The organism is Pseudomonas costantinii (genome assembly GCF_001870435.1).
GTDB lineage: Bacteria > Pseudomonadota > Gammaproteobacteria > Pseudomonadales > Pseudomonadaceae > Aquipseudomonas > Aquipseudomonas costantinii.
The window spans coordinates 153948-180659 of record NZ_MDDR01000037.1; the positions used below are offsets into that span (position 1 = coordinate 153948).

Genomic DNA, 26712 nt, shown 5'->3' on the forward strand with positions numbered 1-26712 from the left:
CATTGCTATTTGTGAGGAATTTACATTCTTTACACTTTCGGCTTACGGTTTTTACGATCTCGTTCGTCCCTTGCGTTTTACAGGGAGGATAAGAATCAATACCATTGGCATCTCTCTGATTTCAGGTATTGCCCCCATGTTGCTGCACATTCCCGGCCTGTTCTCTCGTGAGGAGGTGCTGCGCATTCGCCAAGCCCTGGAAAATACGGAGTGGGCCGACGGAAAAATCACCGCTGGGCATCAATCCGCCAAAGCCAAACACAACCTGCAATTGCCCGAAGGCCACCCGCTGGCCAAAGAAATCGGCGCGGCGATGCTGGAGCGTTTGTGGAAAAATCCGCTGTTTATGTCAGCGGCGTTACCTCACAAAGTCTTCCCACCATTGCTCAACTGCTACACCGCCGGTGGCAGTTTTGACTTCCATATCGATAACGCTGTGCGCCAGGCCCGTGGCAGTCACGAGCGGGTGCGCACCGATCTGTCGTCCACGCTGTTTTTCAGCGACCCGGATGAATACGACGGCGGCGAACTGGAGATCCAGGACACCTTTGGCCTGCAGCGGGTAAAACTGCCGGCTGGCGATATGGTGCTGTACCCCGGCTCCAGCCTGCACAAAGTCAACGCTGTGACCCGTGGCGCGCGCTATGCCTCGTTCTTTTGGACCCAAAGCCTGGTGCGCGAAGACAGCCAGCGTACCTTGCTGTTTGAGATGGACGGCGCCATCCAGCAACTGACCACGGACGTACCGGACCACCCAGCGCTGATCCAGCTCACCGGCACTTACCACAACCTGCTGCGCCGCTGGGTCGAGGTCTGAGCATGGGCTTTTTACTGCGCCGTGAAGAAGTGCTCAACGTTGAGCAATTGCAATCCATGCTCGACGACTCGCCCGTCCGCGCGGCCCAGGCGATTTTGATGGCCGCGAAGGAGGGAGTGGTCGACGCCCAGGCCCTGCTCGGGCAAATCCTGCTGGAAGGGCGCGGCATTGCGCGCGATGAAGCACTGGCACTGCGCTGGTTCCGGATCGCGGCCCAGGGTGGTCATTTGATGGCGCGCAATATGGCTGGTCGTTGCCTGGAACAGGGTTGGGGTTGTGCCGTCGACGAGGTAGCGGCTGCACGGGAATATCGCTTGGCGGCAGAGGCCGGGTTGGATTGGGGGCAGTACAACTACGCCAACTTGTTGGCTACGGGCCGAGGCGTCGCTGAAGATCAGCAACAAGCGCTGGCCTGCTACCGCCAAGCGGCAGAGCAGGGGCACGCCAAGTCAATGAACCTGCTGGGACGTTATCTGGAGGACGGCCGGTTCTGCCCAAGGGACTTGGACGCCGCCGTGGCGTGGTATCGCCGCTCGGCCGAAGGCGGGGATTTTCGTGGGCAGTTCAGTTATGCGGCGGTACTGGCGGACAGCGGCCAGATCGAGACGGCGCTGGAATGGTTGCGCAAGGCGTTGGCCGGCGGGAATCTGAAATTTTTGCGAACGGCCCACAAGGCGCTGACAGCGGCCAATGACCCGCAGATCCGGGCAATGGCCGACGCTTACCAACAGCGCGCCGCGAGCCTTTCCTGACCCATAAAAAAACCCATGACGCGTCATGGGTTTTTTGTGTGCGGCGATCTTACACGTAGTAAGACTTCAGTGGCGGAAAGCCATTGAACTCAACCGCGCTGTAGCTGGTGGTGTAGGCACCGGTCGACAACCAGTACAAACGATCACCGATCGCCAGGTTCAGTGGCAGGCCGTACTTGTAGTTTTCGTACATGATATCGGCGCTGTCGCAGGTCGGACCGGCGATAACCACTTCTTCCATCTCGCCTTTTTTCTCGGTCCAGATCGGGAACTTGATGGCTTCGTCCATGGTTTCGATCAGGCCGGAGAACTTGCCCACATCCGTGTACACCCAGCGCTCGACGGCGGTACGCGACTTACGCGCCACCAGTACGACTTCGCTGACCAGGATACCGGCGTTGGCGATCAACGAACGGCCCGGTTCCAGGATGATTTCCGGCAGGTCGTCGCCGAAATCTTCCTTGAGGAAGCGGATGATTTCTTCGGCGTAGGTTTCCAGGCTGTTGGTACGGGTGATGTAGTTGGCCGGGAAGCCGCCGCCCATGTTGATCAGCTTGAGGTGGATACCGTCTTCTTCTTTGAGGCGCTCGAAGATCACTTTGACCTTGGCGATTGCCGCGTCCCACACGCTGATGTCGCGCTGCTGGGAGCCGACGTGGAACGAGATGCCATAAGGCACCAGGCCCAGGTCACGGGCGAGGATCAGCAGGTCCATGGCCATGTCGGTCTGGCAGCCGAATTTGCGCGACAAAGGCCAGTCAGCCGTGGTCGAGCCTTCGGTGAGGATGCGCACATAGACTTTCGAACCCGGTGCGGCCTTGGCGATGTTGCGCAGGTCGGCTTCGGAGTCGGTGGAGAACAGGCGCACGCCTTTCTCGTAGAAGTAGCGGATGTCCTTGGATTTCTTGATGGTGTTGCCGTAGCTGATACGGTCGGCGCTGACGCCGCGGTCCATCACTTTATCCAGCTCGTAGATCGAGGCGATGTCGAAGCTCGAGCCCTTGTCTTTCAACAGGTCGATGATCTCGACGGCCGGGTTGGCCTTGACCGCGTAATAGACTTTGGCGAATTCGAAACCGGCGCGCAGGTCATCGTAGGCCTGGCTGATCATCGCGGTGTCGATCACCACGAACGGGGTTTCTTGCTTGTCGGCGAACGCCTTCATTTTGTCAAAAGTGGCGCGCGCGAAATAATCTTCGACGTTGATCGACATGCTGGGGACTCCTAAGGGCAAACTGTAATAATCAATGGGTGCAAATGAACGTCCTCCGTATCCCCACTTTGGTTCGCCTACTTCCCAAGGCATGTCGCCGAAAGCAAAAAGGCCATGGGAATAACCGCTTCCCTTGGCCTTGCTGTCTCGTCGTCAGTACTTGAGCCGGATGGATCGTTTCCAGCATGGACGTTCGGCGCGAACTTTAGGGCGTGAGGGGCTTGAGATCAACTAAAAATGTCGCGTTTTTGCACGCGTTCGTCGCGGGACCTGGTGCAGCTACTTATGTAACCGACCTGTGTGACGGATTGATGTTCCCCGAATGGGGCAAGAAGGATCGTTCCCACGCTCTGCGTGGGAATGCATCCGATGACGCTCTGCGTCACGAAAGGCAGGACGCAGAGCGTCCCAGGTGGCATTCCCACGCGGAGCGTAGGAACGCTCAGTGGTCAGGCCAAGGCAGTCTCAGCAGGCGACACAATGCTGGTCTTACCCCCACGCGACTTACCGGAACTCAGGTACTCGGCAATCGACTCCTGGGTCACTTCCCCCAGGAACACCCGCTCCGCATCCATCACCGGCAACCAAGAGCGGTTGAACTCGTACATACGTGACAGCAGGATGCGCAAATGCTCGTCATACGCCGCCGTGGCGTTGAATTCCCGCAGGTATTGCCCGCAAGTACCGGTCTGACGGTGCAGGTCACGACGTCGTACATAGCCCAGCGCCTTGTTCTCAGCACAGGTGACCACCACATAGCGACGGTCATGCTCGTCCATCAACTCCAGGGCATCGGCCACCGGAGTTTCCGGGCTGACCGACGGCGCGTTGTCCGCCGCGTCTTCAGCCTTCACCAGCAGCAGGCGCTTGAGGGTGCTGTCCTGGCCCACAAAGTTGCTGACAAAATCGTCGGCCGGGTGGGCCAGAAGAGTGTCCGGGTGGTCGATCTGCAGCAGCTTGCCGGCGCGGAAGATCGCGATTTTGTCGCCGAGCTTGATGGCCTCGTCAATGTCGTGGCTGACCATAATCACGGTCTTGTTCAGCGCGCGCTGCATCTCGAAGAACTCGTTCTGGATCATCTCGCGGTTGATCGGGTCGACCGCGCCGAATGGCTCATCCATCAGCAGCAACGGCGCATCAGCCGCCAGCGCACGAATCACGCCGATACGCTGTTGCTGGCCGCCCGACAATTCACGCGGGTAGCGGTGCAAATACTGCTTGGGTTCCAGCTTGATCATGCTCATCAACTCGCGGGCGCGGTCGTGGCATTTCTGTTTGTCCCAGCCGAGTAGCTTGGGCACGACCACGATGTTTTCTTCAATGGTCATGTTGGGGAACAGGCCGATTTGCTGGATCACGTAGCCGATGTTGCGGCGCAGGGTCACTTCGTCGAGATCGGTGGTGTCTTCGCCGTTGATCAAAATCTTGCCTGAGGTGGGCTTGATCAGGCGGTTGATCATTTTCAGCGTGGTGCTCTTGCCGCAGCCCGAGGGGCCGAGGAATACGCAAATCTCGCCTTCGTTGACGGTCAGGCTTACGTCGTTCACGGCGGACACTGTTTTGCCGTTGCTTTGAAAAGTCTTGGTCAGGTTTTGAAGTTCGATCATTTGAGCAGTCCTTTTGGAGTCAGCGAGCGTTGCAGCCATTGCAGAAGCAGGTCGGCGAAGATGGCCAGGAGACTGACCAGCACGGCGCCAACGATCAGCATCGACATGTCGCTGCGGCTGATGGCAGCCAGAATAAGTACACCCAAACCACCGGCGCCGATGGTGGCGGCGATGGTCATCACACCGATGTTCATCACTACGGCGGTGCGTACACCGGCGAGGATTACCGGCACGGCGATGGGTAGCTCGACCATGCGCAGGCGCTGGCCGAAGGTCATGCCGATGCCTTTGGCGGCTTCGCGAATACCTGGTTCAACGCCCGTGAGGGCCAGGTAGGTGTTACGCATGATCGGCAGCAGGGAGTAGAGGAACACGGCGGTAATCGCCGGCATGGGCCCCAGACCCTGGCCAAACTTGGAGTAGAACGGCAGCAGCAGGCCGAACAGGGCGATGGACGGCACGGTCAGTAGCACCGTGGCGCTGGCTTGCAGCGGGCCGGCGAGCGTCGGGAAGCGGGTCATCAGCACGCCCAGAGGCACGCCGACGACAATCGCCAGGATGACGGCGATGCCCACCAAGGTGATGTGCTGCCAGGTCAGATGGAGAACCTGTGCCCAATCAAGATGGGAAAAGGCGTTCAGAAATTCCATGTCTTCTCCTCTTAGTTGAGTGGGTGTTGGCGCAGGAAATCTGCGGCGACGGCGGACGGGCTTTCATGGTCGACGTCGACCCGAGCATTCAGTTGGCGCATGGTTGCGTCGTCGAACAGCGCCGCCAGCGGCTTGAGGTCGGCGGCCAGCTGCGGATGGGCGTCCAGGTAAACCTGGCGCACCACGGGCGCGGCGGTGTAGTCCGGGAAGTAATGCTTGTCGTCTTCCAGCAGCTTCAATTTGAAGGCATTCAGGCGACCGTCGGTGGTGTAGACCAACCCGGCGAACACCTGGCCATTACGTAGCGCGGTGTAGACCAGGCCTGCGTCCATCTGCCGGGTGTTTTTGCGGGTCAGGTTCATGTCATACAGCTTGACCATGCCGCCCATGCCGTCGGAACGGTTGGCGAACTCGGTGTCCAGGGCCACCAAACGCATGCTTTTGGTGTTATCGGCCAAGGCTTGGGTCAGGTCGCTGATGCTGTTGATCTGTGGGAATTCCTGGGCCACGTTTTCGGGTAAGGCCAAGGCATAGGTGTTGCTGAACTTCGACGGCGACAGCCAGACCAGGCCTTTTTTCGCATCGAGTTCTTTGACCCGAACGTAGGACTGTTCGCTGTCGAGCTTCTCGTCGACATGGTTGTAGGCCACCAGCGACACGCCGGTGTACTCCCAGATCAAGTCCAGTTGTCCGCTTTCCTGGGCACTGCGCGCCAGGTTGCTGCCCAGGCCACCGGTCACACGAGCGTCATAGCCCTTGGTGCGCAGGTACTGGGACGTGATTTCAGCCAGCAAGGTCTGTTCGGTGAACACCCGGGCGCCGATGCGAATCACGGGCTTTTCAGCGGCTTGCGCAAAACCTGCAAGCAGCAGGACGCAGCTCAATATCAATGTCAGCTTTTTCATGTGAGTTCCTTTGCCAAGCCTTAAGACGGACGCAACCCGCGTTCCAGCCAGAGGCGGCTGGCCATGGTCACCAGGCCGTCGAGCAGCAAGGCCAGCAGCGCGGTGCACGCGGCGCCGAGCAGCAGTTGCGGCTGATTGTTCAGGGCGATGCCGGGGAAGATCAGGCTGCCCAGGCTGTTGGCGCCAATCAGGAACGCCAGCGGCGCGGTACCGACGTTGATCGCCAGCGCGACGCGCACACCACCGATGATGATCGGCACGGCGTTGGGCAACTCCACGCGAAACAGTACCTGGCGCGGGGTCATGCCGATGCCGGTGGCGGCTTCTTTCAGGGAACCTTGAACGTTTTTCAGGCCTTCGTAGGTGTTGCGCACGATGGGCAGGAGGGAGGCTAAGAACAGCGCGAAGATGGCCGGGCCGCTGCCGATGCCGAGGACGCCGAGGGCGATGGCCAGTACGGCCAGGGGAGGGACGGTGTTGCCGATGTTGAAGATCTGCATGAAGCGTTCTGCGCGCCCAACCATGTTCGGTCGGCTAAGCAGGATACCGGCGGGGATGCCCACAATCAGGGCGGCCAGCATGGAGACAAGAACGAGGATCAGGTGAGCTTGCAGGTAAAACAACAAATCGTCGCGGTACAGTTCGATCGTGTTGATGCCAATCCAGTGGACCAGCAGGGCCAGGAGAGCGACGACAACCGCTCCTCCTATCAGCCCTTTGCCATAGCGAATAGCCACAGGCGGACTCCTTTATTTCAGTCGGCGAGCACATTCCCGTGTGGCAAAGCCATTCCTGGCTGCCGGTGAATGCGGTCGCGAAAAGCAGCTTGCCAATGCCGGTAAGACGGCATGAGGTCAAGCCATGAGCGCAGCCTCGTCAGGCTAACTTGCTGATTTTTCAGCCCCTGTTCCGAGTGCGGTAGCAGGGGAGTGGACGTCTCGACCTTTTAAAAGGTTCCACACTTGGGAGCATTTAGCCACCCCTAACCGGGTGAACGGTGGTCCGGTGCCCCGGGTTTACGCTATACTCGCCGCCCTTTTTTGACTCACCTGCCAGGCGATTTCCCATGACCCACCAGGCCGCCGAAGTCGCGAAACGCCGCACTTTCGCCATTATTTCCCACCCCGATGCCGGTAAAACCACCATCACCGAGAAGCTCCTGCTGATGGGCAAGGCAATCGCAGTGGCCGGCACGGTGAAATCCCGAAAATCCGACCGCCATGCCACCTCCGACTGGATGGAAATGGAAAAACAACGGGGTATTTCCATTACCACGTCGGTCATGCAGTTCCCGTATCGCGACCACATGGTCAACCTGCTCGACACTCCGGGCCACGAAGACTTCTCCGAAGACACCTACCGCACCCTGACGGCAGTTGACTCGGCACTGATGGTGCTCGACGGCGGTAAAGGCGTTGAGCCACGTACCATCGCGCTGATGGACGTGTGCCGTCTGCGTGATACGCCGATCGTCAGCTTCATCAACAAACTCGACCGCGACATTCGCGACCCGATCGAGTTGCTGGATGAAATCGAAGCGGTCCTGAAGATCAAGGCCGCGCCGATTACTTGGCCGATTGGTTGCTACCGTGACTTCAAGGGCGTGTACCACCTGGCCGAGGACTACATCATTGTCTACACCGCCGGCCACGGTCACGAGCGCACCGACGTCAAAATCATCGAGAAACTCGATTCGGACGAAGCCCGCGCCCACCTGGGTGATGAGTACGACCGTTTCGTTGATCAACTGGAACTGGTGCAGGGCGCCTGCCACGAGTTCAACCAGCAGGAATTCCTCGACGGCCAACTGACCCCGGTGTTCTTCGGTACCGCCCTGGGTAACTTCGGTGTCGACCACGTGCTCGACGCCGTGGTGGATTGGGCACCGAAACCCCTGGCTCGTGTTGCCAACGAGCGCACCGTTGAACCGGTGGAAGAGAAATTCACCGGCTTCGTGTTCAAGATCCAGGCGAACATGGACCCGAAACACCGCGACCGTATCGCCTTTATGCGTATCTGCTCCGGCAAATACGAAAAAGGCATGAAGATGCGTCATGTGCGCACCGGCAAGGACGTGCGCATCGGCGACGCCCTGACGTTCTTCTCCTCCGAGCGTGAACAGCTCGAAGAAGCCTTTGCCGGCGACATCATTGGTTTGCACAACCACGGCACCATCCAGATCGGCGACACCTTCACCGAAGGCGAAGCGCTGGGCTTCACCGGCATTCCGCACTTCGCCCCGGAACTGTTCCGCCGCGTACGCCTGCGCGATCCGCTGAAATCCAAGCAACTGCGCCAAGGCTTGCAGCAATTGGCGGAAGAAGGCGCCACCCAGGTGTTCTTCCCCGAGCGCAGCAACGACATCATTCTCGGCGCCGTCGGTGTGCTGCAGTTCGATGTGGTCGCCAGCCGCTTGAAAGAGGAATACAAGGTCGAATGCTCCTACGAGCCAATCACCGTGTACTCCGCGCGCTGGATTGATTGCAGCGATAAGAAGAAGTTGGAAGAGTTCAAGATCAAGGCTGTGGAAAACCTCGCCATCGACGGCGGCGGTCACCTGACCTACCTGGCCCCGACCCGGGTCAACCTGGCGCTGATGGAAGAGCGCTGGCCGGACGTGAAATTCCGCGCGACCCGCGAGCACCATTAAGGTCTGAGCGGTAGATGAAAGGGCGAAGCTGTCATGGCTTCGCCCTTTTTTGTGGGTGCAGCGATGATCAACTGTGGGAGCTGGTTTGCCTGCGATAGCCATAGGTATCTACACAACTTTTAGTCCTGCGCCAGGCCTGTGGCGAGGAAGCTTGCTCGCGTGGGGGGGCCTCGGGTTGGGCGTTTTCTTTTGGTGGGTTTTTGAGTACATATCCGTTGTTTGGGTACCCAAACAACGGATATGTACTCAGCGCCCCCGCGACAACCACAGAGTCCAGCCACAAAAAGATGTGTAGATACCTATGCTGCGATAGCGGTGGATCAGCCGCCAACAGGTTGGCTGGCAGACTGCCATCTCAGGCAAGGCGGCTCTCACATTTTGATCTCGCCCAGGGCGAAGCCTGGCGCAATCCCGGCATTGGGACTAGCTTCTACCCTGGCGACGGTAAAAGACTGTCGTGCGGTTTCACCTACTGACTGGACGGAAATCGACCATGAGTATTTTTCAACGAGTAGTGCTGCTGTTAAAGGTGCTGGTGCTGTTGTCGTTGGGGATGTCGACAGCCTGGGCACATAACCCGGCGCAGGGCAGCCAGGCGGGCTTTTCGACGGTGCAGACGACACAAGGCAAGGGCCTGCAACTGGCCAAGTCGGAATCCGAAGCCGGTGATGAGGACCAGGGCGGTTCCAAGGATGACGACGACCAGCAAGCTCCACCTGATGATGACAGCGACAGTGACAGCGATACGTAAGTCGCCATAAAAAAGCCCCGCCTGCCGGATTGATGCGCAATCCGACGGGTGGGGCGGTAGAACTCAAGCGATGCCCTGGGACTAATCACTCAGGGCATTTCTTTGCGGGTCAGGCCACGAACTGCTCCGCGTAGTGGCAAGCCACTTGGCGGTTATCCAGGGCGCGCAATTGCGGCTCCTCGCTGCTGCACCGCGCGGTCGCGTACGGGCAGCGCTTGTGGAAGGCGCAGCCTGGTGGCGGGTTCAGCGGGTTGGGCAGTTCGCCGACGATCTTGATTTTCGGCTTGTTCGGGTCCGGGTGGATGGTCGGGGTGGCCGACAGCAACGCCTGCGTGTACGGGTGCAGCGGGCGGGCGTAGATGTCGTCCTTGGGGCCCACTTCCACCGGGCGGCCGAGGTACATCACCATCACGTCATCGGCGACGTGTTGTACCACCGCCAGGTTGTGGGAGATGAACACGTAGGCGGTGTTGAATTCCTGCTGCAAATCCATGAACAGGTTCAGTACCTGGGCCTGGATCGATACGTCCAACGCCGAGGTCGGTTCATCCGCCACCAACACTTTAGGTTGCAGCATCATCGCGCGGGCCAAGGCGATCCGTTGGCGCTGACCACCGGAGAACATGTGTGGGTAGCGCTGATAATGCTCAGGGCGCAGGCCCACTTGCTTCATCATCGCCTGCACTTTCTCGCGGCGCTCAGCAGCGGACAGGTTGGTGTTGATCAGCAGCGGCTCGCCGAGTTGATCTCCGACTTTCTGGCGTGGGTTCAACGAGGCATACGGGCTCTGGAACACCATCTGCACGTCTTTTCGCAGTTGCTTGCGCTGGGCTTTGTCGGCACCGGTTACTTCCTGACCGGCGATTTTCAGCGAGCCCGAAGACGGCTCTTCAATCAACGTCAGCGCGCGGGCCAGGGTGGATTTGCCGCAGCCCGACTCGCCTACCACGGCGAGGGTTTTGCCGGCTTCCAGCTCGAAGGACACGCCATTCAGTGCGCGTACCAGGGCGTGACCCTTGAACAGGCCACGGGACACTTCGTAGTGACGGGTGAGGTCGCGGGCGGTAAGAACGACGGCCATTACGCCACCTCCTGGTTCAAGGGGTAGAAGCAGCGCGCAAGGCTGTTGCTTTTCGGATCAAGGCCGGGGCGCTGGGCACGGCAGGATTCCTGCACATACGGGCAACGCGGCGACAGCAGGCAACCCTGCGGGCGGTCGTAGCGACCGGGAACGATACCCGGCAGCGTGGCCAGGCGCGAGGCGCCGAGGCTGTGCTCGGGGATCGCCTTGAGCAACGCTTCGCTGTACGGGTGTGCCGGAATGTCGAACAACTGCGGCACTTGGCCGACTTCCACGGCTTGGCCGGCGTACATCACACACACGCGCTGGGCAGTTTCGGCCACGACGGCGAGGTCGTGGGTGATCAGCACCAGGCCCATGTTCTGCTCTTTCTGCAGGGCCAGCAGCAGTTCCATGATCTGTGCCTGGATGGTCACGTCCAACGCAGTGGTCGGTTCGTCGGCGATTAGCAGCTTCGGCTCGCCGGCAATCGCCATGGCGATGGCCACACGCTGGCTCATACCGCCGGACAGTTGGTGCGGGTAGGCATCCATACGGCTGGCAGCGCCCGGGATTTCTACTTTTTCCAACAGCTCGATAGCACGCTTGCGCGCTTGCTTGCCGGACATTTTCAGGTGCAGGCGCAGCACTTCTTCAATCTGGAAACCCACGGTGTAGCTGGGGTTCAGCGCGGTCATCGGGTCCTGGAACACCATCGCCAGGTCTTTACCGACGATCTGCCGACGCTGGCGGTTGCTCAGCTTGAGCATGTCCTTGCCATCGAAGTTCAGGGCGTCGGCGGTGACGATGCCGGGATGCTCGATCAGGCCCATCAGCGCCATCATGGTCACGGATTTACCCGAGCCCGACTCGCCAACGATTGCCAGTACTTCGCCCTTATCGACGGAGATGTCTAGGCCATCGACCACCGGTACGGCGGTCTTGTCGCCGAAGCGCACATTGAGATTCTTGATTTCTAACAGTGACATGGGAATCTCCTCAGGCGGCGTTCTTGAGTTTCGGGTCCAGCGCATCGCGCAGGCCGTCGCCCATCAAGTTGATTGCCAGCACGCTGAGCAAAATGGTCAAACCAGGCAGACTTACCACCCACCAGGCGCGTTCGATGTAGTCACGGGCCGAAGCCAGCATGGTGCCCCACTCAGGGGTTGGCGGTTGTACGCCAAGGCCAAGGAAGCCCAGGGCTGCGGCATCGAGAATCGCCGAAGAGAAACTCAAGGTGGCCTGTACGATCAGCGGCGCCATGCAGTTAGGCAGCACGGTGATGAACATCAGGCGTGGCAGGCCGGCACCCGCGAGGCGGGCGGCAGTCACGTAGTCGCGGTTCAGTTCGCCCATCACCGCAGCACGGGTCAAGCGGACATAGGACGGCAGGGACACGATGGCGATGGCGATCACGGTGTTGATCAGGCCAGGGCCGAGGATTGCGACAATGGCAACGGCCAGCAGCAGCGACGGCAGGGCCAGCATGATGTCCATCAAACGCATGATGGTTGGGCCAAGCAGGCGCGGGAAGAACCCGGCGAACAGACCCAGCAGGATGCCCGGGATCAGCGACATCACCACCGACGACAAGCCGATCAGCAAGGACAGGCGTGAGCCCTGGATCAGGCGCGACAGCAAGTCACGGCCCAGTTCGTCGGTGCCGAGCAGGAACTGCATCTGCCCACCTTCCAGCCAGGCTGGCGGGGTCAGCAGGAAGTCGCGGTATTGCTCGCTCGGGTTATGCGGTGCCACCCAGGGGGCGAACAGCGCGCAAAACACCACTAGCAGCATGAACAACAGGCCGGCAACCGCGCCTTTGTTCTTGGAAAAGGCTTGCCAGAATTCTTTGTACGGGGACGGGTACAGCAGGCTTTGATCGACTGCTACCGCTTGAGTAGGTGTGGTCATGGTCATGATCTCAGCGCTGGTGACGGATGCGTGGGTTGGCGAAGCCGTAGAGGATATCCACCACGAAGTTCACCAGGATCACCAAGCAGGCGATCAGCAGGATGCCGTTTTGCACCACCGGGTAGTCCCGCGCGCCAATGGCTTCGATCAGCCATTTGCCGATGCCGGGCCACGAGAAGATGGTTTCGGTCAGGACCGCACCGGCCAGTAGGGTGCCGACTTGCAGGCCGACCACGGTGAGTACCGGGATCAGCGCGTTACGCAGGCCGTGCACGAATACCACGCGCGCCGGCGACAGGCCTTTGGCCTTGGCGGTGCGTATGTAGTCTTCGCGCAGTACTTCGAGCATCGACGAACGGGTCATCCGCGCGATCACCGCCAAAGGGATAGTGCCAAGCACGATGGCCGGCAGGATCAGGTGGTGCAGGGCGTCGAAGAACGCGTCCGGCTCGTCAGCCAGCAGGGTGTCGATCAACATGAAGCCGGTGCGCGGCTCGATGTCATAGAGCAGGTCGATACGCCCGGAAACCGGGGTCCAACCCAGGCTTACCGAGAAGAACATGATCAGAATCAGGCCCCACCAGAAGATCGGCATCGAATATCCCGCGAGGGAGATGCCCATCACCCCATGGTCGAACAGGGATCCTCGTTTCAAGGCCGCGATCACCCCGGCCAACAGGCCCAGGACACCGGCGAACAGCAGGGCGGCCATGGACAGTTCCAGGGTCGCGGGGAAGAGGGCGGTGAATTCGGTCCACACGCTGGTGCGGGTACGCAGGGATTCACCCAGGTCGCCGTGGGCGAGTTTGCCTACGTAATCAAAGTATTGCGCATACAGCGGCTTGTTAAGGCCAAGGCGTTCCATTGCCTGTGCGTGCATCTCGGGGTCGACTCGTCGTTCGCCCATCATGACTTCGACGGGGTCGCCGGGGATCATGCGAATCAACGCAAACGTCAGCAACGTGATGCCGAAAAACGTGGGGATCAATAATCCCAATCGGCGGGCAATAAAACTAAACATCTTGTTGTGTACCTCAATCAGCCGGTTAGGCAGGTTCGGCACCGTCAGTGTCGACGGTGCCGAGCGTCTCTTATTACTTCACCTGGGTGGTGGCGAAGTTATTTGTCGTCAGAGGACTTTGGGTATAACCCTCGACGTTTTTGCGCATGGCGGTGAACATTTTCGGGTAAGCCATGGGAATCCATGGTTGGTCCTTGCCGAAAACGTCGAGTGCTTGTTCATAGAGTGCAGCGCGTTGGGTGGGTTCAGCGATTGCGCGTGCCTTGTCGATCAAGTCTTGAAACTCTTTGTTACACCAGCGGGCGTAGTTTTCGCCGTTTTTCGCTGCATCGCAACTCAGGTTAGGGGTGAGGAAGTTGTCCGGGTCCCCGTTATCCCCCGCCCAGCCGGCAGAAACCATGTCGTGCTCGCCTGCTTTGGCACGTTTGAGCATTTCGCCCCATTCCATGACCTTGATATTGACCTTCAAGCCAATCTGGGCCAAATCCGCCTGCATACGCTGGGCGCCGAGCATCGGGTTAGGGTTGGTCGGGCCACCGCCGTTACGGGTGAACAGGGTGAATTCGGTACCTTCCGGTACGCCGGCTTCCTTGAGCAGGGCGCGAGCCTTGTCCAGGTCACGCGGTGGGTTCTTCAGCTTGTCGTTGAAGCCCAGCAGGGTCGGCGGATACGGGCCGGTGCCCACCACCGCGTTGCCTTTGCCGTACAAGGCGTCGGTGTAACCGGCCTTGTCGAACGCGATGTTGATCGCGTGACGTACCCGCGCGTCGCTCATGTATTTGTGGGTGGTGTTCAGGGCGGTGTAGCTGGTGGTCATTGCCGCCAGTTCATCGACCTTCAGGTTCGGGTCAGCCTTGACGCTCGGCACGTCATCCGGCTTGGGGTACAGCGCGATCTGGCACTCGTTGGCCTTGAGCTTCTGCAAGCGCACGTTGTTGTCGGTGGTGATCGCCAGGATCAGCGGGTCAGCCGGCGGCTTGCCACGGAAGTACTCCGGGTTGGCCTTGAAACGCACTTGGGCGTCTTTGGCGTAGCGGGTGAAGATGAACGGTCCGGTGCCGATCGGCTTGGCGTTCAGGTCATCGGTCTTGCCGGACTTGAGCAACTGGTCGGCGTATTCGGCGGAGTGAATCGAGGAGAACGCCATGGCCAGGTCGGCCAGGAAGGGTGCTTCAGGACGGGTCAGGGTGAAGACAACGGTGTGATCGTCGGTCTTCGTTACGCTCTTGAGCAGTTCCTTGAAGCCCATGCTCTCAAAGTACGGGTAGCCCACGTTGGACTTGTTATGCCACGGGTGATTCGGGTCCAGCTGGCGCTGGAAGCTCCAAAGCACGTCGTCGGCGTTCATGTTGCGCGTGGGTTTGAAGTAGTCGGTGGTGTGGAACTTGATGTCGTCACGCAGGTGAAAGGTGTAGGTCAGGCCATCGGCGCTGATGTCCGGCAGGGCTTTGGCCAGTGCAGGAATCACTTCGGTGGTACCGGGCTTGAAGTCCACCAGGCGGTTGAACATGGTTTCCGCGGCGGCGTCAGCGGTGACGGCCGTGGTGTACAGGACCGGGTCGAAACCTTCCGGGCTGGCTTCGGTGCAGACCACCAGCGGTTTGGCCGAAATGCCGATCGCAACGCTCAACAGCGCAGCAGCAATGGCAGCTTGTAGCGGGAGCATTTTCATTAAGAGCCCTCTGCAATCGATTGAACCAGACAAGCGTAGACGGCGGGCTCGTCCTGAGCCCGCCGTCTACCTGGCGCTAATTAAAGAATGTTGAACGGGATGGTGGTTACCAGACGGAACTCACGGATGTTGCCGTCAGCCTGGTTAGCACTGGCGCGGTGGGTCACATAGGTACCACGAATAGTGGTGGCCTTGAGTGCGCCGCTCTGGATCGCGTAAGAGGTGCCGATGCCGTATTCCTGGTGGGTTTCGCCGTTCATCAGACGCAGGTCGCTACGTGCTTCACCGGCTGTGCCGTAGGCGGTGCCGGTGTAGTGAGTGCCGTCGATGCCCCAGCCGCGTGCCGAGTAGACGTTGAACTTCAGGCCTGGCACGCCGTATTCAGCCATGTTGAGGCCGTAGGCAATTTGGAAGGACTTCTCGTTCGGTCCGTTAAAGTCGGACGTCAGGGAGTTGGCCAGGTAGATGCCGTTGGTTTCGTGCAGGTAGTCGAAGTACTCGTCACCGTTGATGGCCTGGTAGGAGAAGGTCAGGCTGTGGGCTTGGTGAGTCAGGCCCAGCGACAACGAGTACGTGTCGTTGTCGATCTTGCCCATCTTCTTGCTGCCGGTATCGGTCGTTTTGTAGTAGTTCAGGCCGGTGGTCAGGCCCAGGACGTTGCTGTCACCCAGTTCATGGGTAGCGCCGACGTAGTACTGGTTCCAGAAGTCTTCAACATTGGCGGCGAAGACGCTGGTTTTCAGGCTTTTGAACGGCTGGTAGTTGAAGCCCAGGGTTTTGACTTTGTCGGTGGTCTGGCCATTACCGTACTCGGAACGGAACTTCGACAGGCTTTGCTCGGTACGTGGCGAAACGCGATCGAAGATACCGCCCTGGAACGACAGGTTGCTGAATTCTTCGCTGTTGAAGCTCACACCTTCAAAGCTCGAAGGCAGGGCACGGTTACCGATGGTGTCGACGATACCGCTGCTGAAGTTCTGGCGACCGGCGGTCAAGGTGGTGTTCGAAACACGGAACTTCACGTTGGCCAGGCCCAGTTTGCTCCACTGGTCGACAGCATCACCATTGTGATCAGCCAGGGTCCGGTTGGAGCCGCCCTTGATGTCGCGCGCGCTACGGTCCAGAACCAGGGCGTTGTAGACCGCCAATTCGGTACTCACGCCAACGGTGCCTTGGGTAAAGCCCGAAGTGCCGTTGAGGATGGTGCCTTGTACCCAGTTGGTACGATAGGCGTCGGTACGGGCTTCACCGTGCTTTTGGTAGGTGAATTTGCCACCGCGGAATTTTTGTTCGTTGGAGAACCAGTTACGGGTGGTACCGCCCAGGCTTGCTCCATCGATAAAGCCCTTGGCCTCGCTTTGGGCACTGGTGCCGGCCAATGTGGTGGGGACGAAGTCCTGGCTTTGGGTGTCAGCGTAGGCGGTCGCCGTGATGCTGCTGATGGCCAGGGCCAGAAGCGCTTTGCTACTCAGTTTCATGGATGAAGCTCCTTTGGTTCTCTTTTTAATGCCGGTCTTTTTAGGTGAACCGGCTATTGGGTGTGTAACTCGTTCAAGCCTTTGCAAACGTTTGCCGTAGGAAAATTCCCAACAAAAGGCTGCACGTTTGCCGGAGAGCCAACTTCGCTCTCCGCAATCCGGTTATTTTCTTATGGGTTTATACTGACGCCCGAGAACACGTTGCGGCCGAAGGGGCTCACTTTGAATCCTTCGACTTTGGCGCTTAACGGCTGGTTGACCGTCGAGTGGGCGACTGGCGTGATCGGCACCTGCTGCTTGAGCAGTTGCTGCGCCTGTTTGTACAGAACAGTCCTTTGTTCGCGGTCGGTGACGACCTTGGCTTGCTTGACCAGCTTGTCGTACGCCGTGTCACACCACATGGAGTAGTTGTTTCCGCCGATGGCGTCGCAGCTGTAGAGGGTGCCTAGCCAGTTGTCCGGGTCACCGTTGTCGCCGGTCCAGCCGATCAGGCTGATGTCGTGCTCACCGTTCTTGGTGCGCTTGATGTATTCGCCCCACTCGTAGCTGACGATCTTGACCTTGAGGCCGATCTTGGCCCAGTCGCTTTGCAGCATTTCAGCCATCAGCTTGGCGTTGGGGTTGTACGGTCGTTGCACCGGCATCGCCCAGAGGGTGATCTCGGTGCCTTCCTTCACGCCGGCGGCCTTGAGCAGTTCCTTGGCTTTTTCCGGGTTGTAGGCGGCATCCTTGATGGTGTCGTCGTAGGACCATTGGGTCGGCGGCATGGCGTTGACCGCCAACTGCCCGGCGCCCTGGTACACGGCATTCAGGATGCTCTGTTTGTTCACCGCCATGTCCAGCGCCTGGCGCACTTCGAGCTGGTCGAAGGGCTTGTGGCGCACGTTGTAGGCGATATAGCCCAGGTTGAAACCGGGTTTGGTCAGCAGTTGCAGTTTCGGGTCGGCCTTGAGGGCGTCGACGTCGGCTGGGCGAGGATGCAGAGTGATCTGGCACTCGCCGGCCTTGAGTTTCTGCACCCGCACCGAGGCGTCGGTGTTGATGGCGAAGATCAGTTGATCCAGCTTGACCCGGCTCGGGTCCCAGTACTGTTTGTTGCCCACATAACGAATCTGCGAGTCTTTCTGGTAGCGCTGGAACACAAATGGGCCAGTGCCGATCGGCTTCTGGTTGATATCGCTGGGCTTGCCTTCTTTGAGCAACTGCTCGGCGTACTCGGCCGACAGGATCGAGGCAAAGCTCATGGCGATGTTCTGTACAAACGCGGCGTCGACCGTGTTCAGGGTCATCACCACGGTGTGCGGGTCGGTTTTCTCGACCTTGGCAATGTTCTTGTTCAGGCTCATCCCGTTGAAGTACGGAAACTCAGTGGGGTAGGCCTTGCGAAACGGGTGGTCGGGGTCAAGCATGCGGTTGAAGGTGAACAGCACGTCGTCGGCGTTGAAGTCGCGGGTCGGCTTGAACTCCTTATTGCTGTGGAATTTCACCCCTTCACGCAGGTGGAAGGTATAGGTCAGGCCATCTGGCGAAATATCCCACTTGGTTGCCAGCCCAGGCACCACGTTAGTCGCCCCCTTTTCAAACTCAACCAGGCGGTTGTACAGCGGCTCGGCCGCATCGTTGTCGGTGGCGGTGGTGTACTGCGCAGTGTCAAAACCTGCCGGGCTGCCCTCAGAGCAGAACACCAGGCTCTTTTTCTCGGCGGCTTGGCCCATCGTGGCCACAGCCAGCAGGCTGGTGGCAAACATTGCGGATAGAACGGTGGTATGGCGCATGACGATCCCGATCCTTGTTTGTAGTTGTCATCAGCGAGCAATCACCCAGGCATGGAGCCCGGGAGACATCACTGATCCCACATACAGCAAGTGCCCATCAGATTGATGCTGCTGCTGTCCTACGACGTTATGGGTCGTAGACCTCGCAGTAAATGCGCCGAATCTGACTGACCTTGTAGGTAACGGAGGCACGAATCGCAGCTCGTTGCCGTAGGACGGCAACGGTTGCGGGTGTGGTCTGTTTCCTATGGTCCAGGCGGATGCAATAACGGCGACGTTATGAAACGTCGCCGTTATTGATCCTTACTTGCCGCTTACGCTCACGCCGTAGAAGGAGTTCAAGCCAAACGGGCTGATCTTGAAGTCCTGTACGTTGTTGCGCATGGGTTGATACACCGTCGAGTGCGCGATAGGTGTCATCGGGACTGCGTCTTTGAGGATATGTTGCGCCTGCTTGTACAGCTCGGTGCGTTTGGCGACATCCGACGTTGCCTTGGCTTCTTTTACGACGCCGTCGAATTTCTTGTCACACCATTTGGAGAAGTTGTTACCGGCCAGCGAGTCGCAGCCGAACAGCACGTTCAGCCAGTTGTCCGGGTCACCATTGTCGCCGCTCCAGCCAATGATCATGGCCTGGTTCTCGCCGCCTTTGGAACGCTTGATGTACTCGCCCCATTCGTAGCTGACGATGTTGACCTTCAGGCCGATCTGTTTCCAGTCGTTCTGCAGCATCTCAGCCATCAGCTTGGCGTTCGGGTTGTACGGACGTTGAACCGGCATGGCCCACAGGGTGATTTCGGTACCCTCTTTAACGCCGGCCTGCTTGAGCAGGTCCTTGGCCTTGGCCACGTCGTACGGCGCATCTTTGATGGTGGTGTCGTAGGACCATTGGGTCGGCGGCATGGCGTTGACGGCCAACTGACCGGCGCCCTGGTACACGGAATCGATGATCTGCTGCTTGTTCACCGACATGTCCAGAGCTTCACGTACGCGCAGGTCGGACAGTGGGTTAGGCGCGGTCTGGCCTTTCAAAACAGGCATGACGTTGTAAGCGATATAACCCAGGTTGAAACCGGCCTGGTGCGGCAGTTTCAGGTCCTTGTCGTCGCCCAGCGCCTTAAGGTCGGCCGGACGTGGGAACAGGGTGATCTGGCATTCGTTTTTCTTGAGTTTCTGGATACGTACCGACGGGTCGGTGGTGATGGCGAAGATCAGGTTGTCGATCTTCACGTCATCCGGTTTCCAGTAGTCCTTGTTGCCGGTGTAACGAATGTTCGAGTCTTTCTGGTAGCTCTTGAACACGAACGGGCCAGTGCCGATCGGCTTCTGGTTGATGTCCTGTGGCGTACCGTTTTTCAACAGCTGGGCTGCGTATTCAGCGGACTGGATCGAAGCGAAGCTCATTGCCAGGTTCTGGATGAAAGCGGCGTCCACGGTGCCAAGGGTGAACTTGACGGTGTGGTCATCGACTTTCTCGATGTTCTTGATGTTGGTGTCCATCCCCATGTCCGTGAAGTACGGGAACTCGGTGGGGTAGGCTTTGCGGAACGGGTCGTCCTTGTTGATCATGCGGTTGAACGTGAACAGCACGTCATCGGCATTGAAGGTACGAGTCGGTTTGAAGTACGAGGTGGTGTGGAACTTCACGCCGTCGCGCAGGTGGAAGGTGTACGTCAGGCCATCCGGGGAAACGTCCCAGCTGGTGGCCAGGCCAGGAACAACGGCGGTGCCGCCACGTTCGAACTGGCTAAGACGGTTGAACATGGTTTCGGCCGAAGCATCGAAGTCTGTTCCGGTGGTGTACTGGCCTGGATCAAAACCGGCCGGGCTCCCTTCGGAGCAGAACACCAGGTTAGTCGCCGCGTGGGCGAAAGGAGCTGCGGCCATAAGGCCAGCACTCACTAAAAGCGGAAGGACTGCGTGTTTAAGCATGTTGGCCTCATGATTTGTTGTCATTTTTGGTGGTGAGGGCGACCTCGTGAGTCGGCCTGCGGATACTTATGCAGGGGCCATACCCATTGCAAGATGCTGAACCGTTGCAAGAGTGAAACTGTGGTACGAACGTACAGGAATGTCGCATTTATGAAAGTTCCTACACAAATGCGTATATATGGGCGTTTTTTTCGGTGCGCGAGGTGCACCAAAAGGGCTCAACCGAGGCGTTTTGCGCACTCGGTTGGGGCGACTCTGTTACTTATCTAGACTGACACCGTAGAACGGCGTGAGCCCAAAAGGGCTGATCTTGAAGTCATGCACTTCCTTGCGAAGTGGCTGGAAAACCGTCGAGTTCGCAATAGGCGTTATAGGTACTTGTTCCTTAAGGATTTTTTGTGCCTGTTGATACCACTTGATGCGCTGCTCGCGGTCGTTGCTGACCTTGGCCTGCTGCACGAGTTTGTCGTAGGCGGGGTTACACCATTTAGCGTAGTTGCTGCCCTTGACCGCAGCACAACTGTAGAGCACGCCGAGCCAGTTATCCGGGTCGCCATTGTCTCCGGTCCAGCCATAAATCATCGCGTCGTGCTCGCCATTTTTGGCGCGCTTGATGTATTCGCCCCACTCATAGCTGATTATGTTGGCTTTGATACCGACTTTATCCCAATCCTGCTGGATCATTTGTGCGGACATTCGCGCATTGGGATTTGAGGCGCGCTGAACGGTCATCGCCCAGAGATTGATGGTGGTACCTGGTGCAACCCCTGCTTCTTTTAGTAGCGCCCGCGCCTTGGTCGGGTCGTAAGGCGCGTCCTTGATATTCGGGTCATAAGACCACTGCGCTGGTGGCAGTGCGTTCTGCGCCAATTGCCCGGCGCTCTGGTACACAGCCTTGATGATTGCCGGTTTGTCGATGGCCATGTCCAGGGCCTGACGCACCTTGAGCTGGTCCAGCGGTGGGTGGGTCACGTTGTAGGCCAGAAAGCCCAGGTTGAAACCGGCTTGTTGCAGCACGCGCAGGTTCGGATCCTGTTTCATCACTTCAATGTCGGAGGGGCGTGGGTAGCCGCTGACCTGGCATTCGCCGGCCTTGAGTTTCTGCAAGCGTGCGGCGGCGTCCGGGGTGATCGCGAACACCAAGTTATCCAGCTTCACATCCTCAGGCTTCCAATACTGTTTATTGGCGACGTAGCGAATCTGCGAGTCTTTCTGGTAACGCTTGAACACGAACGGCCCGGTGCCGACCGGTTTCTGATTGATCTCCTCGGCTTTGCCTTCCTTCAATAGCTGGGCGGCGTATTCGGCGGATTGCACCGAGGCAAAACTCATGGCCAGGTTCTGCACGAACGAAGCATCGACATTGTTCAGGTTGAAACGCACGGTGTGGTCGTCGAGTTTGTCGACGCTTTTGATCGTTGTGTTCAAGCCCATGTCGGTGAAATACGGCGACTCGGATGGGTAGGCCTTACGGAATGGACTGTCGGCATCCAGCAGGCGATTGAAGGTGAACAACACATCATCCGCGTTGAAATCGCGGGTAGGGGTGAAGAAATCCGTGGTGTGGAACTTGACGCCATCACGCAGGTGGAAGGTGTAGGTCAGGCCGTCTTTGGATACATCCCAGCTCGTCGCCAGGCCGGGTTCGATTTCGGTGCCGCCACGCTTGAACTGGGTCAGGCGGTTGAACACGGTTTCGGCGGAGGCATCAAAATCGGTGCCGCTGGTGTACTGGCTGGGGTCGAAACCGGCAGGGCTGGCTTCGGAGCAGTAGACCAAGGTGCTGGCCGCGTGGGCCATTGGCATAAAGGCCAGGAGGCCTGCGGCGAGGAGGAGCGGTTTGATGGCGATTCTTTCCATGGAGACCCCTGAAGTGGCAGGCATATAAGCCGCCCAAACGAAAACGGCGGTCACCGAGGTTACCGCCGTTCAGGTTTGTCAGGTAGAGGTCACTGCATCTGCACTTCAATCACGCCGTCGGCGCTCATATTGACTTGGCTGGTGCCGGCTTCCACTTCAGGCGTCGGCGCTGAATCCGCCATAGCCGCTTTCATCATCATCCCGCCATTTCGGGCGTACGGTTGTGGGTAACCATTGGTGTTGAAGTTCAGGTTGACGATCTTGTAACCCTTGCCGCCCAGCGCGTCGGTGGCCAGTTGCGCACGAGCCTTGAACGCGGCAACGGCGTCTTTGAGCAGCGCATCTTCGCTGGACTTACGCGTGCTGTCGGCGATGGCGAAGTCCATGTTTTCCATTTTCAGGGTGTTCAGCAGGTCACCGGTGAGCTTGGACAGTGCCGGGAAGTCCGCGCTTTCCAGGCGCAGTTCAGCGCGCTCACGCCAGCCGGTGATCTTCTGGTTCTTGTTGTCGTAGATCGGGTAGCTGTTACGGCTGCCCTGGCGCAGGGTCACGCCTTTGACTTCGCGTGCCTCGCCCAACGCCTTGTTCATGGTGGTGGTGATTTCGGCGGCGAGCTTGGCCGGGTCGCTGTTCTGGGACTCGGTGTAAAGGGTGACGATCATCTTGTCGCGGGCAACCTCCTGGCTGACCTCGGCGCGCAGGGAAATCTGGTTGTAATTCAGCGCATCGGCGGCGATTGCCGGGAGGCTGGCAAGGGCGCCAACGCTGAGGGTGATAACAGCTGCACTGCGAGTGAAACGAGACATGGAAGCTCCTTAAGGGTGTTCGTGTTCGGTATGACTGTAGACGGTGGCATCGGGTTCTTCGGGTTTACACATTACCTACAAGTTGTCGGGGTGCCGACGAACGGTCATTTGCCAAGCCTGCGTCAAAGAGCCACACATGCCGTGCCAGCAGGTCTGCTTCGTTTATACTCCTGCCGATCCGCCTGCAGCGCTCATCGGGAGAGCTCATGCTCGCCGCCGTAAAACTGACTTCCGCCACACGCCAGAACCTTTGGCGCCTGACGTTCATTCGCACCTTGGTACTGGCCGCACAGGCCGGCTCCGTCGGGCTCGCGTATTGGTTCGACCTGTTGCCGTTGCCCTGGCTGCAACTGGGCGTGACCCTCGGTTTCTCCATCGTGCTGTGTGTGTTCACCGCCATTCGGCTGCGCACCACGTGGCCGGTGACCGAGTTGGAGTATGCCCTGCAACTGGCCTGCGACTTGTTTATCCACAGTGTGTTGCTTTATTTCTCCGGCGGTTCCACCAACCCGTTTGTTTCTTATTACCTGGTGCCACTGACCATCGCTGCCGTGACTTTGCCATGGCGCTACTCGGTGGTGTTGTCAGGTATAGCGCTGACTCTGTACACCTTGCTGCTGGCGCGGTTCTATCCCTTGCAAACCTTCCCCATCGCCCGGGAAAACCTGCAGATCTACGGGATGTGGCTGAGTTTTGCGCTGTCCGCCGCAGTCATTACTTTCTTCGCTGCACGCATGGCCGAAGAGCTGCGCCGCCAAGAGGAGTTGCGCGCCATTCGCCGCGAAGAGGGCCTGCGTGACCAGCAACTGCTGGCCGTCGCCACCCAGGCCGCCGGCGCCGCCCATGAACTGGGCACGCCGCTGGCCACCATGAGCGTGCTGCTCAACGAAATGGCTCAGGATCACCATGACCCGGCGTTGCAAGAGGATCTCGGCGTGCTGCGCGAGCAGGTCAAGCAGTGCAAGCACACCTTGCAGCAACTGGTGCGCGCCGCTGAAGCCAATCGCCGCCTGGCGGTGGAGATGCAGGACGTTACCCAGTGGCTCGACGAGGCCCTGAACCGCTGGCATTTGATGCGCCCTGAAGCCAGCTACCGCTTCCATTTGCTGGGTCAGGGCAGTGTGCCGCGCATGGCGCCGCCGCCGGACTTGACCCAAGCCTTGCTCAACCTGCTGAACAACGCCGCCGACGCTTGCCCCGAGGGTTTGGGCGTGCAACTGGACTGGGACGCGGAAAACGTGACCATCAGTATTCGTGACCACGGTGCAGGCGTGCCGCTGGCGATTGCCGAGCAGATCGGCAAACCCTTCTTTACCACCAAGGGCAAAGGCTTCGGCCTGGGCCTGTTTTTGAGCAAGGCCAGCGTGACTCGCGCGGGCGGCTCAGTGAAGCTCTATAGTCATGAGGAAGGTGGCACGCTCACCGAGCTGCGCCTGCCCCGTGTCGCACGAGGAGATATCGATGAGTGACGAGATCCAAGTCGAAGGCGAAGAACTGCCGCACCTGTTGCTGGTAGATGACGACGCCACCTTTACCCGCGTCATGGCGCGTGCCATGAGCCGTCGTGGTTTTCGCGTGAGCACCGCAGGCTCGGCCGAAGAGGGCCTGACCATTGCACAGGCCGACTTACCGGACTACGCCGCGCTTGACCTGAAAATGGACGGCGACTCCGGCCTGGTGCTGCTGCCCAAACTGCTGGAACTCGACCCGGAAATGCGCGTGGTGATCCTCACCGGTTATTCCAGCATTGCCACCGCCGTCGAGGCCATCAAGCGTGGCGCCTGCAACTACCTGTGCAAACCGGCCGATGCCGACGACGTGCTGGCCGCCTTGCTGTCCGAGCACGCTGACCTCGACACCCTGGTGCCGGAAAATCCGATGTCGGTGGACCGTCTGCAGTGGGAGCATATTCAGCGCGTGCTGACCGAACACGAAGGCAATATATCCGCCACTGCCCGCGCCCTGGGCATGCACCGCCGCACCCTGCAACGCAAGCTGCAGAAGCGTCCGGTACGGCGCTGAACGAAGTCTGAACAATCTGCTTCAGGCTGCACGGAGCCCTGAACCGATCGTCTATGATCGGTTCAAACGCCTGTCATTTTTTCCCTACCGAGCCTGAACGATGAATCAGAACGCTGAGTATTGCGCGGTCAACGACGCGGTGCGTGGGCAATTTTTCCGCCGAACCTGGGCGATGATCACGCCCTATTGGCGCAGTGAAGAGAAGGGCAAGGCCTGGTTGTTGCTGGCCGCAGTGATCGGCCTGTCGCTGTTCAGTGTGGCGATCTCCGTGTGGATCAACCACTGGTACAAGGATTTCTACAACGCTCTGGAGAAAAAGGACACGGCTGCCTTCTGGCAACTGATTGGCTATTTCGGCGGGATCGCTGCCGTGGCCATTCTCGGCGCGGTGTACCGCCTCTACCTGACCCAGATGCTGACCATCCGCTGGCGTGCCTGGCTCACCGAAAAACACTTCGCGCGCTGGCTAGCGGACAAAAACTACTACCAGCTGGAGCAGGGCGGCTATACCGATAACCCGGACCAGCGGATTTCCGAAGACCTTAACAACTTCACTTCCAGCACTTTGAGCCTTGGGCTAGGGTTGCTGCGCAACGTGGTCAGCTTGGTGTCGTTCTCGATCATCCTGTGGGGCGTGTCGGGCAGTATCGAAGTTTTTGGCATCACCATCCCCGGTTATATGTTCTGGTGTGCGCTGCTGTACGCCGCCGTAGGCAGTTGGCTGACGCACCTGATAGGTCGTCGCTTGATCGGCTTGAGCAACCAACAACAACGTTTCGAGGCGGACCTGCGTTTTTCCATGGTTCGGGTGCGTGAGAACGCCGAAAGCATCGCTCTGTACAATGGCGAGCCGAATGAAAAGCAGCGCTTGAGCACGCGCTTCGGTCAGGTGTGGCACAACTTCTGGGACATCATGAAAGTGTCCAAACGCCTGACTTTCTTCACCGCCGGCTACAGCCAGATCGCAATCATCTTCCCGTTTATCGTCGCCGCGCCGCGCTACTTTACCGGCAAGATCGAGCTGGGCGAGCTGATGCAAATCAACTCGGCGTTCGGCAACGTGCAGGAAAACTTCAGCTGGTTTATCAGCGCGTATTCGGAATTGGCTTCGTGGCGCGCTACCAGCGATCGTCTATTGAGCTTCCATCAGGCCATGAGTGACAACGAGCAACGTGCCCCGGCAATCGATGTACGCCCCGAGGGCGAGCGGCTGGTGGTGCAGGATCTGGGCATGGATCTGGCCGACGGCCGCCACTTGCTCACCGATGCCGACATGACCGTGGAACCGGGTCAGCGAGTCATGCTCAGCGGCCGTTCCGGCAGCGGTAAAAGTACCTTGCTGCGGGCGATGGGTCACCTTTGGCCGGCAGGTCACGGCAGCATTCGCCTGCCGGCTGCGCGTTATTTGTTCCTGCCGCAGAAGCCTTACTTGCCGATTGGCACCTTGAAGGCTGCCTTGAGTTATCCACAGGACGACAGCATCTACCCGACAGAACGTTATGCACAGGTCCTGGAGACTTGCCGTTTGCCGCATCTGGTCGCGCGTTTGGATGAAGCTAACCATTGGCAGCGCATGCTCTCGCCGGGCGAGCAGCAGCGTTTGGCTTTTGCACGAGCGTTGTTGTTTGCACCGCAGTGGCTGTACATGGACGAGGCGACTTCGGCGATGGATGAAGAGGATGAGGCGACGCTGTATCAAGCGTTGATCGATGAGTTGCCGGGGCTGAGCATCGTCAGTGTCGGCCATCGCAGCAGCCTCAAACGCTTCCATGGGCGGCATGTTCGGATTGAGAGTGGGTTGTTGCAGGAGCAGCCGGTCTGATGGAGTGA

Annotated in this window: 22 protein-coding genes; 7 read left to right on the top strand and 15 right to left on the bottom strand. The window is 59.0% G+C overall.

The features are described 5' to 3' along the window. Positions 1 to 136: 136 nt before the first annotated feature. Both BFL40_RS22090 and BFL40_RS22095 read left to right on the top strand, forming a co-directional pair. Complete coding sequence (locus BFL40_RS22090) at positions 137 to 817, top strand: Fe2+-dependent dioxygenase (RefSeq protein ID WP_071485922.1); 681 nt, start codon at positions 137 to 139, stop codon at positions 815 to 817. Positions 818 to 819: 2 nt separating this feature from the next. Further along, a complete protein-coding gene (locus BFL40_RS22095; protein ID WP_071485923.1) occupies positions 820 to 1569 on the top strand; it encodes a tetratricopeptide repeat protein in 750 nt (249 codons plus the stop codon). A 49-nt stretch (positions 1570 to 1618) separates the two neighbouring features. Here the strand turns inward: BFL40_RS22095 and BFL40_RS22100 are convergent, their stop codons facing one another. The 5 genes from BFL40_RS22100 to BFL40_RS22120 form a co-directional block, all read right to left on the bottom strand. Further along, positions 1619 to 2782 carry a type III PLP-dependent enzyme gene (locus BFL40_RS22100; protein WP_071485924.1) on the bottom strand — a complete coding sequence of 388 codons (1164 nt, stop codon included), beginning with the start codon at positions 2780 to 2782 and terminating at the stop codon, positions 1619 to 1621. Between the two features lie 449 nt (positions 2783 to 3231). Continuing rightward, positions 3232 to 4389, bottom strand: a complete 1158-nt coding sequence (locus tag BFL40_RS22105; RefSeq protein WP_071485925.1) for an osmoprotectant ABC transporter ATP-binding protein OsmV — start codon at positions 4387 to 4389, stop codon at positions 3232 to 3234. Next, on the bottom strand, positions 4386 to 5039 hold the full coding sequence (locus BFL40_RS22110; protein WP_071485926.1) for an ABC transporter permease: 654 nt from the start codon (positions 5037 to 5039) through the stop codon (positions 4386 to 4388). The genes BFL40_RS22105 and BFL40_RS22110 overlap by 4 nt, the downstream gene beginning before the upstream one ends. A gap of 11 nt (positions 5040 to 5050) precedes the next feature. Beyond that, positions 5051 to 5944 (bottom strand): glycine betaine ABC transporter substrate-binding protein, encoded by an 894-nt coding sequence (locus BFL40_RS22115; protein ID WP_071485927.1) that lies wholly within the window; start codon positions 5942 to 5944, stop codon positions 5051 to 5053. A gap of 20 nt (positions 5945 to 5964) precedes the next feature. Continuing rightward, the gene (locus BFL40_RS22120) at positions 5965 to 6681 is read right to left on the bottom strand and encodes an ABC transporter permease (RefSeq protein ID WP_004372306.1); all 717 of its coding nucleotides are present in this window, start codon (positions 6679 to 6681) and stop codon (positions 5965 to 5967) included. 329 nt (positions 6682 to 7010) lie between these two features. Here BFL40_RS22120 and BFL40_RS22125 point away from each other — a divergent pair, with 329 nt between their 5' ends. Beyond that, complete coding sequence (locus BFL40_RS22125) at positions 7011 to 8594, top strand: peptide chain release factor 3 (protein ID WP_071485928.1); 1584 nt, start codon at positions 7011 to 7013, stop codon at positions 8592 to 8594. A 493-nt stretch (positions 8595 to 9087) separates the two neighbouring features. Further along, entirely contained in the window at positions 9088 to 9345 is a 258-nt protein-coding gene (locus BFL40_RS22130; RefSeq protein ID WP_071485929.1) for a hypothetical protein, read from the top strand. 109 nt (positions 9346 to 9454) lie between these two features. Here BFL40_RS22130 and BFL40_RS22135 read toward each other — a convergent pair whose 3' ends face one another. From BFL40_RS22135 to BFL40_RS22180, 10 genes are all read right to left on the bottom strand, one after another. Further along, positions 9455 to 10426, bottom strand: coding sequence for a peptide ABC transporter ATP-binding protein (locus tag BFL40_RS22135; RefSeq protein WP_071485930.1), 972 nt, complete (start codon positions 10424 to 10426; stop codon positions 9455 to 9457). After that, positions 10426 to 11394 carry an ABC transporter ATP-binding protein gene (locus BFL40_RS22140; RefSeq protein WP_071485931.1) on the bottom strand — a complete coding sequence of 323 codons (969 nt, stop codon included), beginning with the start codon at positions 11392 to 11394 and terminating at the stop codon, positions 10426 to 10428. The genes BFL40_RS22135 and BFL40_RS22140 overlap by 1 nt, the downstream gene beginning before the upstream one ends. Before the next feature lie 10 nt (positions 11395 to 11404). Then, a complete protein-coding gene (locus tag BFL40_RS22145) occupies positions 11405 to 12316 on the bottom strand; it encodes an ABC transporter permease subunit (protein WP_071485932.1) in 912 nt (303 codons plus the stop codon). 10 nt (positions 12317 to 12326) lie between these two features. Beyond that, complete coding sequence (locus BFL40_RS22150; RefSeq protein WP_071486157.1) at positions 12327 to 13337, bottom strand: ABC transporter permease subunit; 1011 nt, start codon at positions 13335 to 13337, stop codon at positions 12327 to 12329. Between the two features lie 73 nt (positions 13338 to 13410). Beyond that, positions 13411 to 15009, bottom strand: coding sequence for an ABC transporter substrate-binding protein (locus BFL40_RS22155; RefSeq protein WP_071485933.1), 1599 nt, complete (start codon positions 15007 to 15009; stop codon positions 13411 to 13413). Positions 15010 to 15089: 80 nt separating this feature from the next. Next, positions 15090 to 16487 carry an OprD family outer membrane porin gene (locus tag BFL40_RS22160; protein ID WP_071485934.1) on the bottom strand — a complete coding sequence of 466 codons (1398 nt, stop codon included), beginning with the start codon at positions 16485 to 16487 and terminating at the stop codon, positions 15090 to 15092. Between the two features lie 170 nt (positions 16488 to 16657). Continuing rightward, positions 16658 to 18235, bottom strand: coding sequence for an ABC transporter substrate-binding protein (locus tag BFL40_RS22165; protein WP_408003983.1), 1578 nt, complete (start codon positions 18233 to 18235; stop codon positions 16658 to 16660). Between the two features lie 330 nt (positions 18236 to 18565). Further along, positions 18566 to 20194, bottom strand: a complete 1629-nt coding sequence (locus tag BFL40_RS22170) for an ABC transporter substrate-binding protein (protein ID WP_071485936.1) — start codon at positions 20192 to 20194, stop codon at positions 18566 to 18568. Between the two features lie 258 nt (positions 20195 to 20452). Further along, positions 20453 to 22054, bottom strand: coding sequence for an ABC transporter substrate-binding protein (locus BFL40_RS22175; RefSeq protein WP_071485937.1), 1602 nt, complete (start codon positions 22052 to 22054; stop codon positions 20453 to 20455). Between the two features lie 89 nt (positions 22055 to 22143). Next, on the bottom strand, positions 22144 to 22860 hold the full coding sequence (locus BFL40_RS22180) for an SIMPL domain-containing protein (protein WP_071485938.1): 717 nt from the start codon (positions 22858 to 22860) through the stop codon (positions 22144 to 22146). Between the two features lie 206 nt (positions 22861 to 23066). Between BFL40_RS22180 and BFL40_RS22185 the strand changes: the two genes are divergently transcribed. From BFL40_RS22185 to BFL40_RS22195, 3 genes are all read left to right on the top strand, one after another. Next, entirely contained in the window at positions 23067 to 24329 is a 1263-nt protein-coding gene (locus tag BFL40_RS22185) for an ATP-binding protein (RefSeq protein WP_071485939.1), read from the top strand. Continuing rightward, on the top strand, positions 24322 to 24882 hold the full coding sequence (locus BFL40_RS22190) for a response regulator transcription factor (protein ID WP_003171731.1): 561 nt from the start codon (positions 24322 to 24324) through the stop codon (positions 24880 to 24882). The genes BFL40_RS22185 and BFL40_RS22190 overlap by 8 nt, the downstream gene beginning before the upstream one ends. Positions 24883 to 24982: 100 nt before the next feature. Continuing rightward, the gene (locus tag BFL40_RS22195) at positions 24983 to 26704 is read left to right on the top strand and encodes an ABC transporter ATP-binding protein/permease (RefSeq protein WP_071485940.1); all 1722 of its coding nucleotides are present in this window, start codon (positions 24983 to 24985) and stop codon (positions 26702 to 26704) included. Positions 26705 to 26712 lie beyond the last annotated feature (8 nt).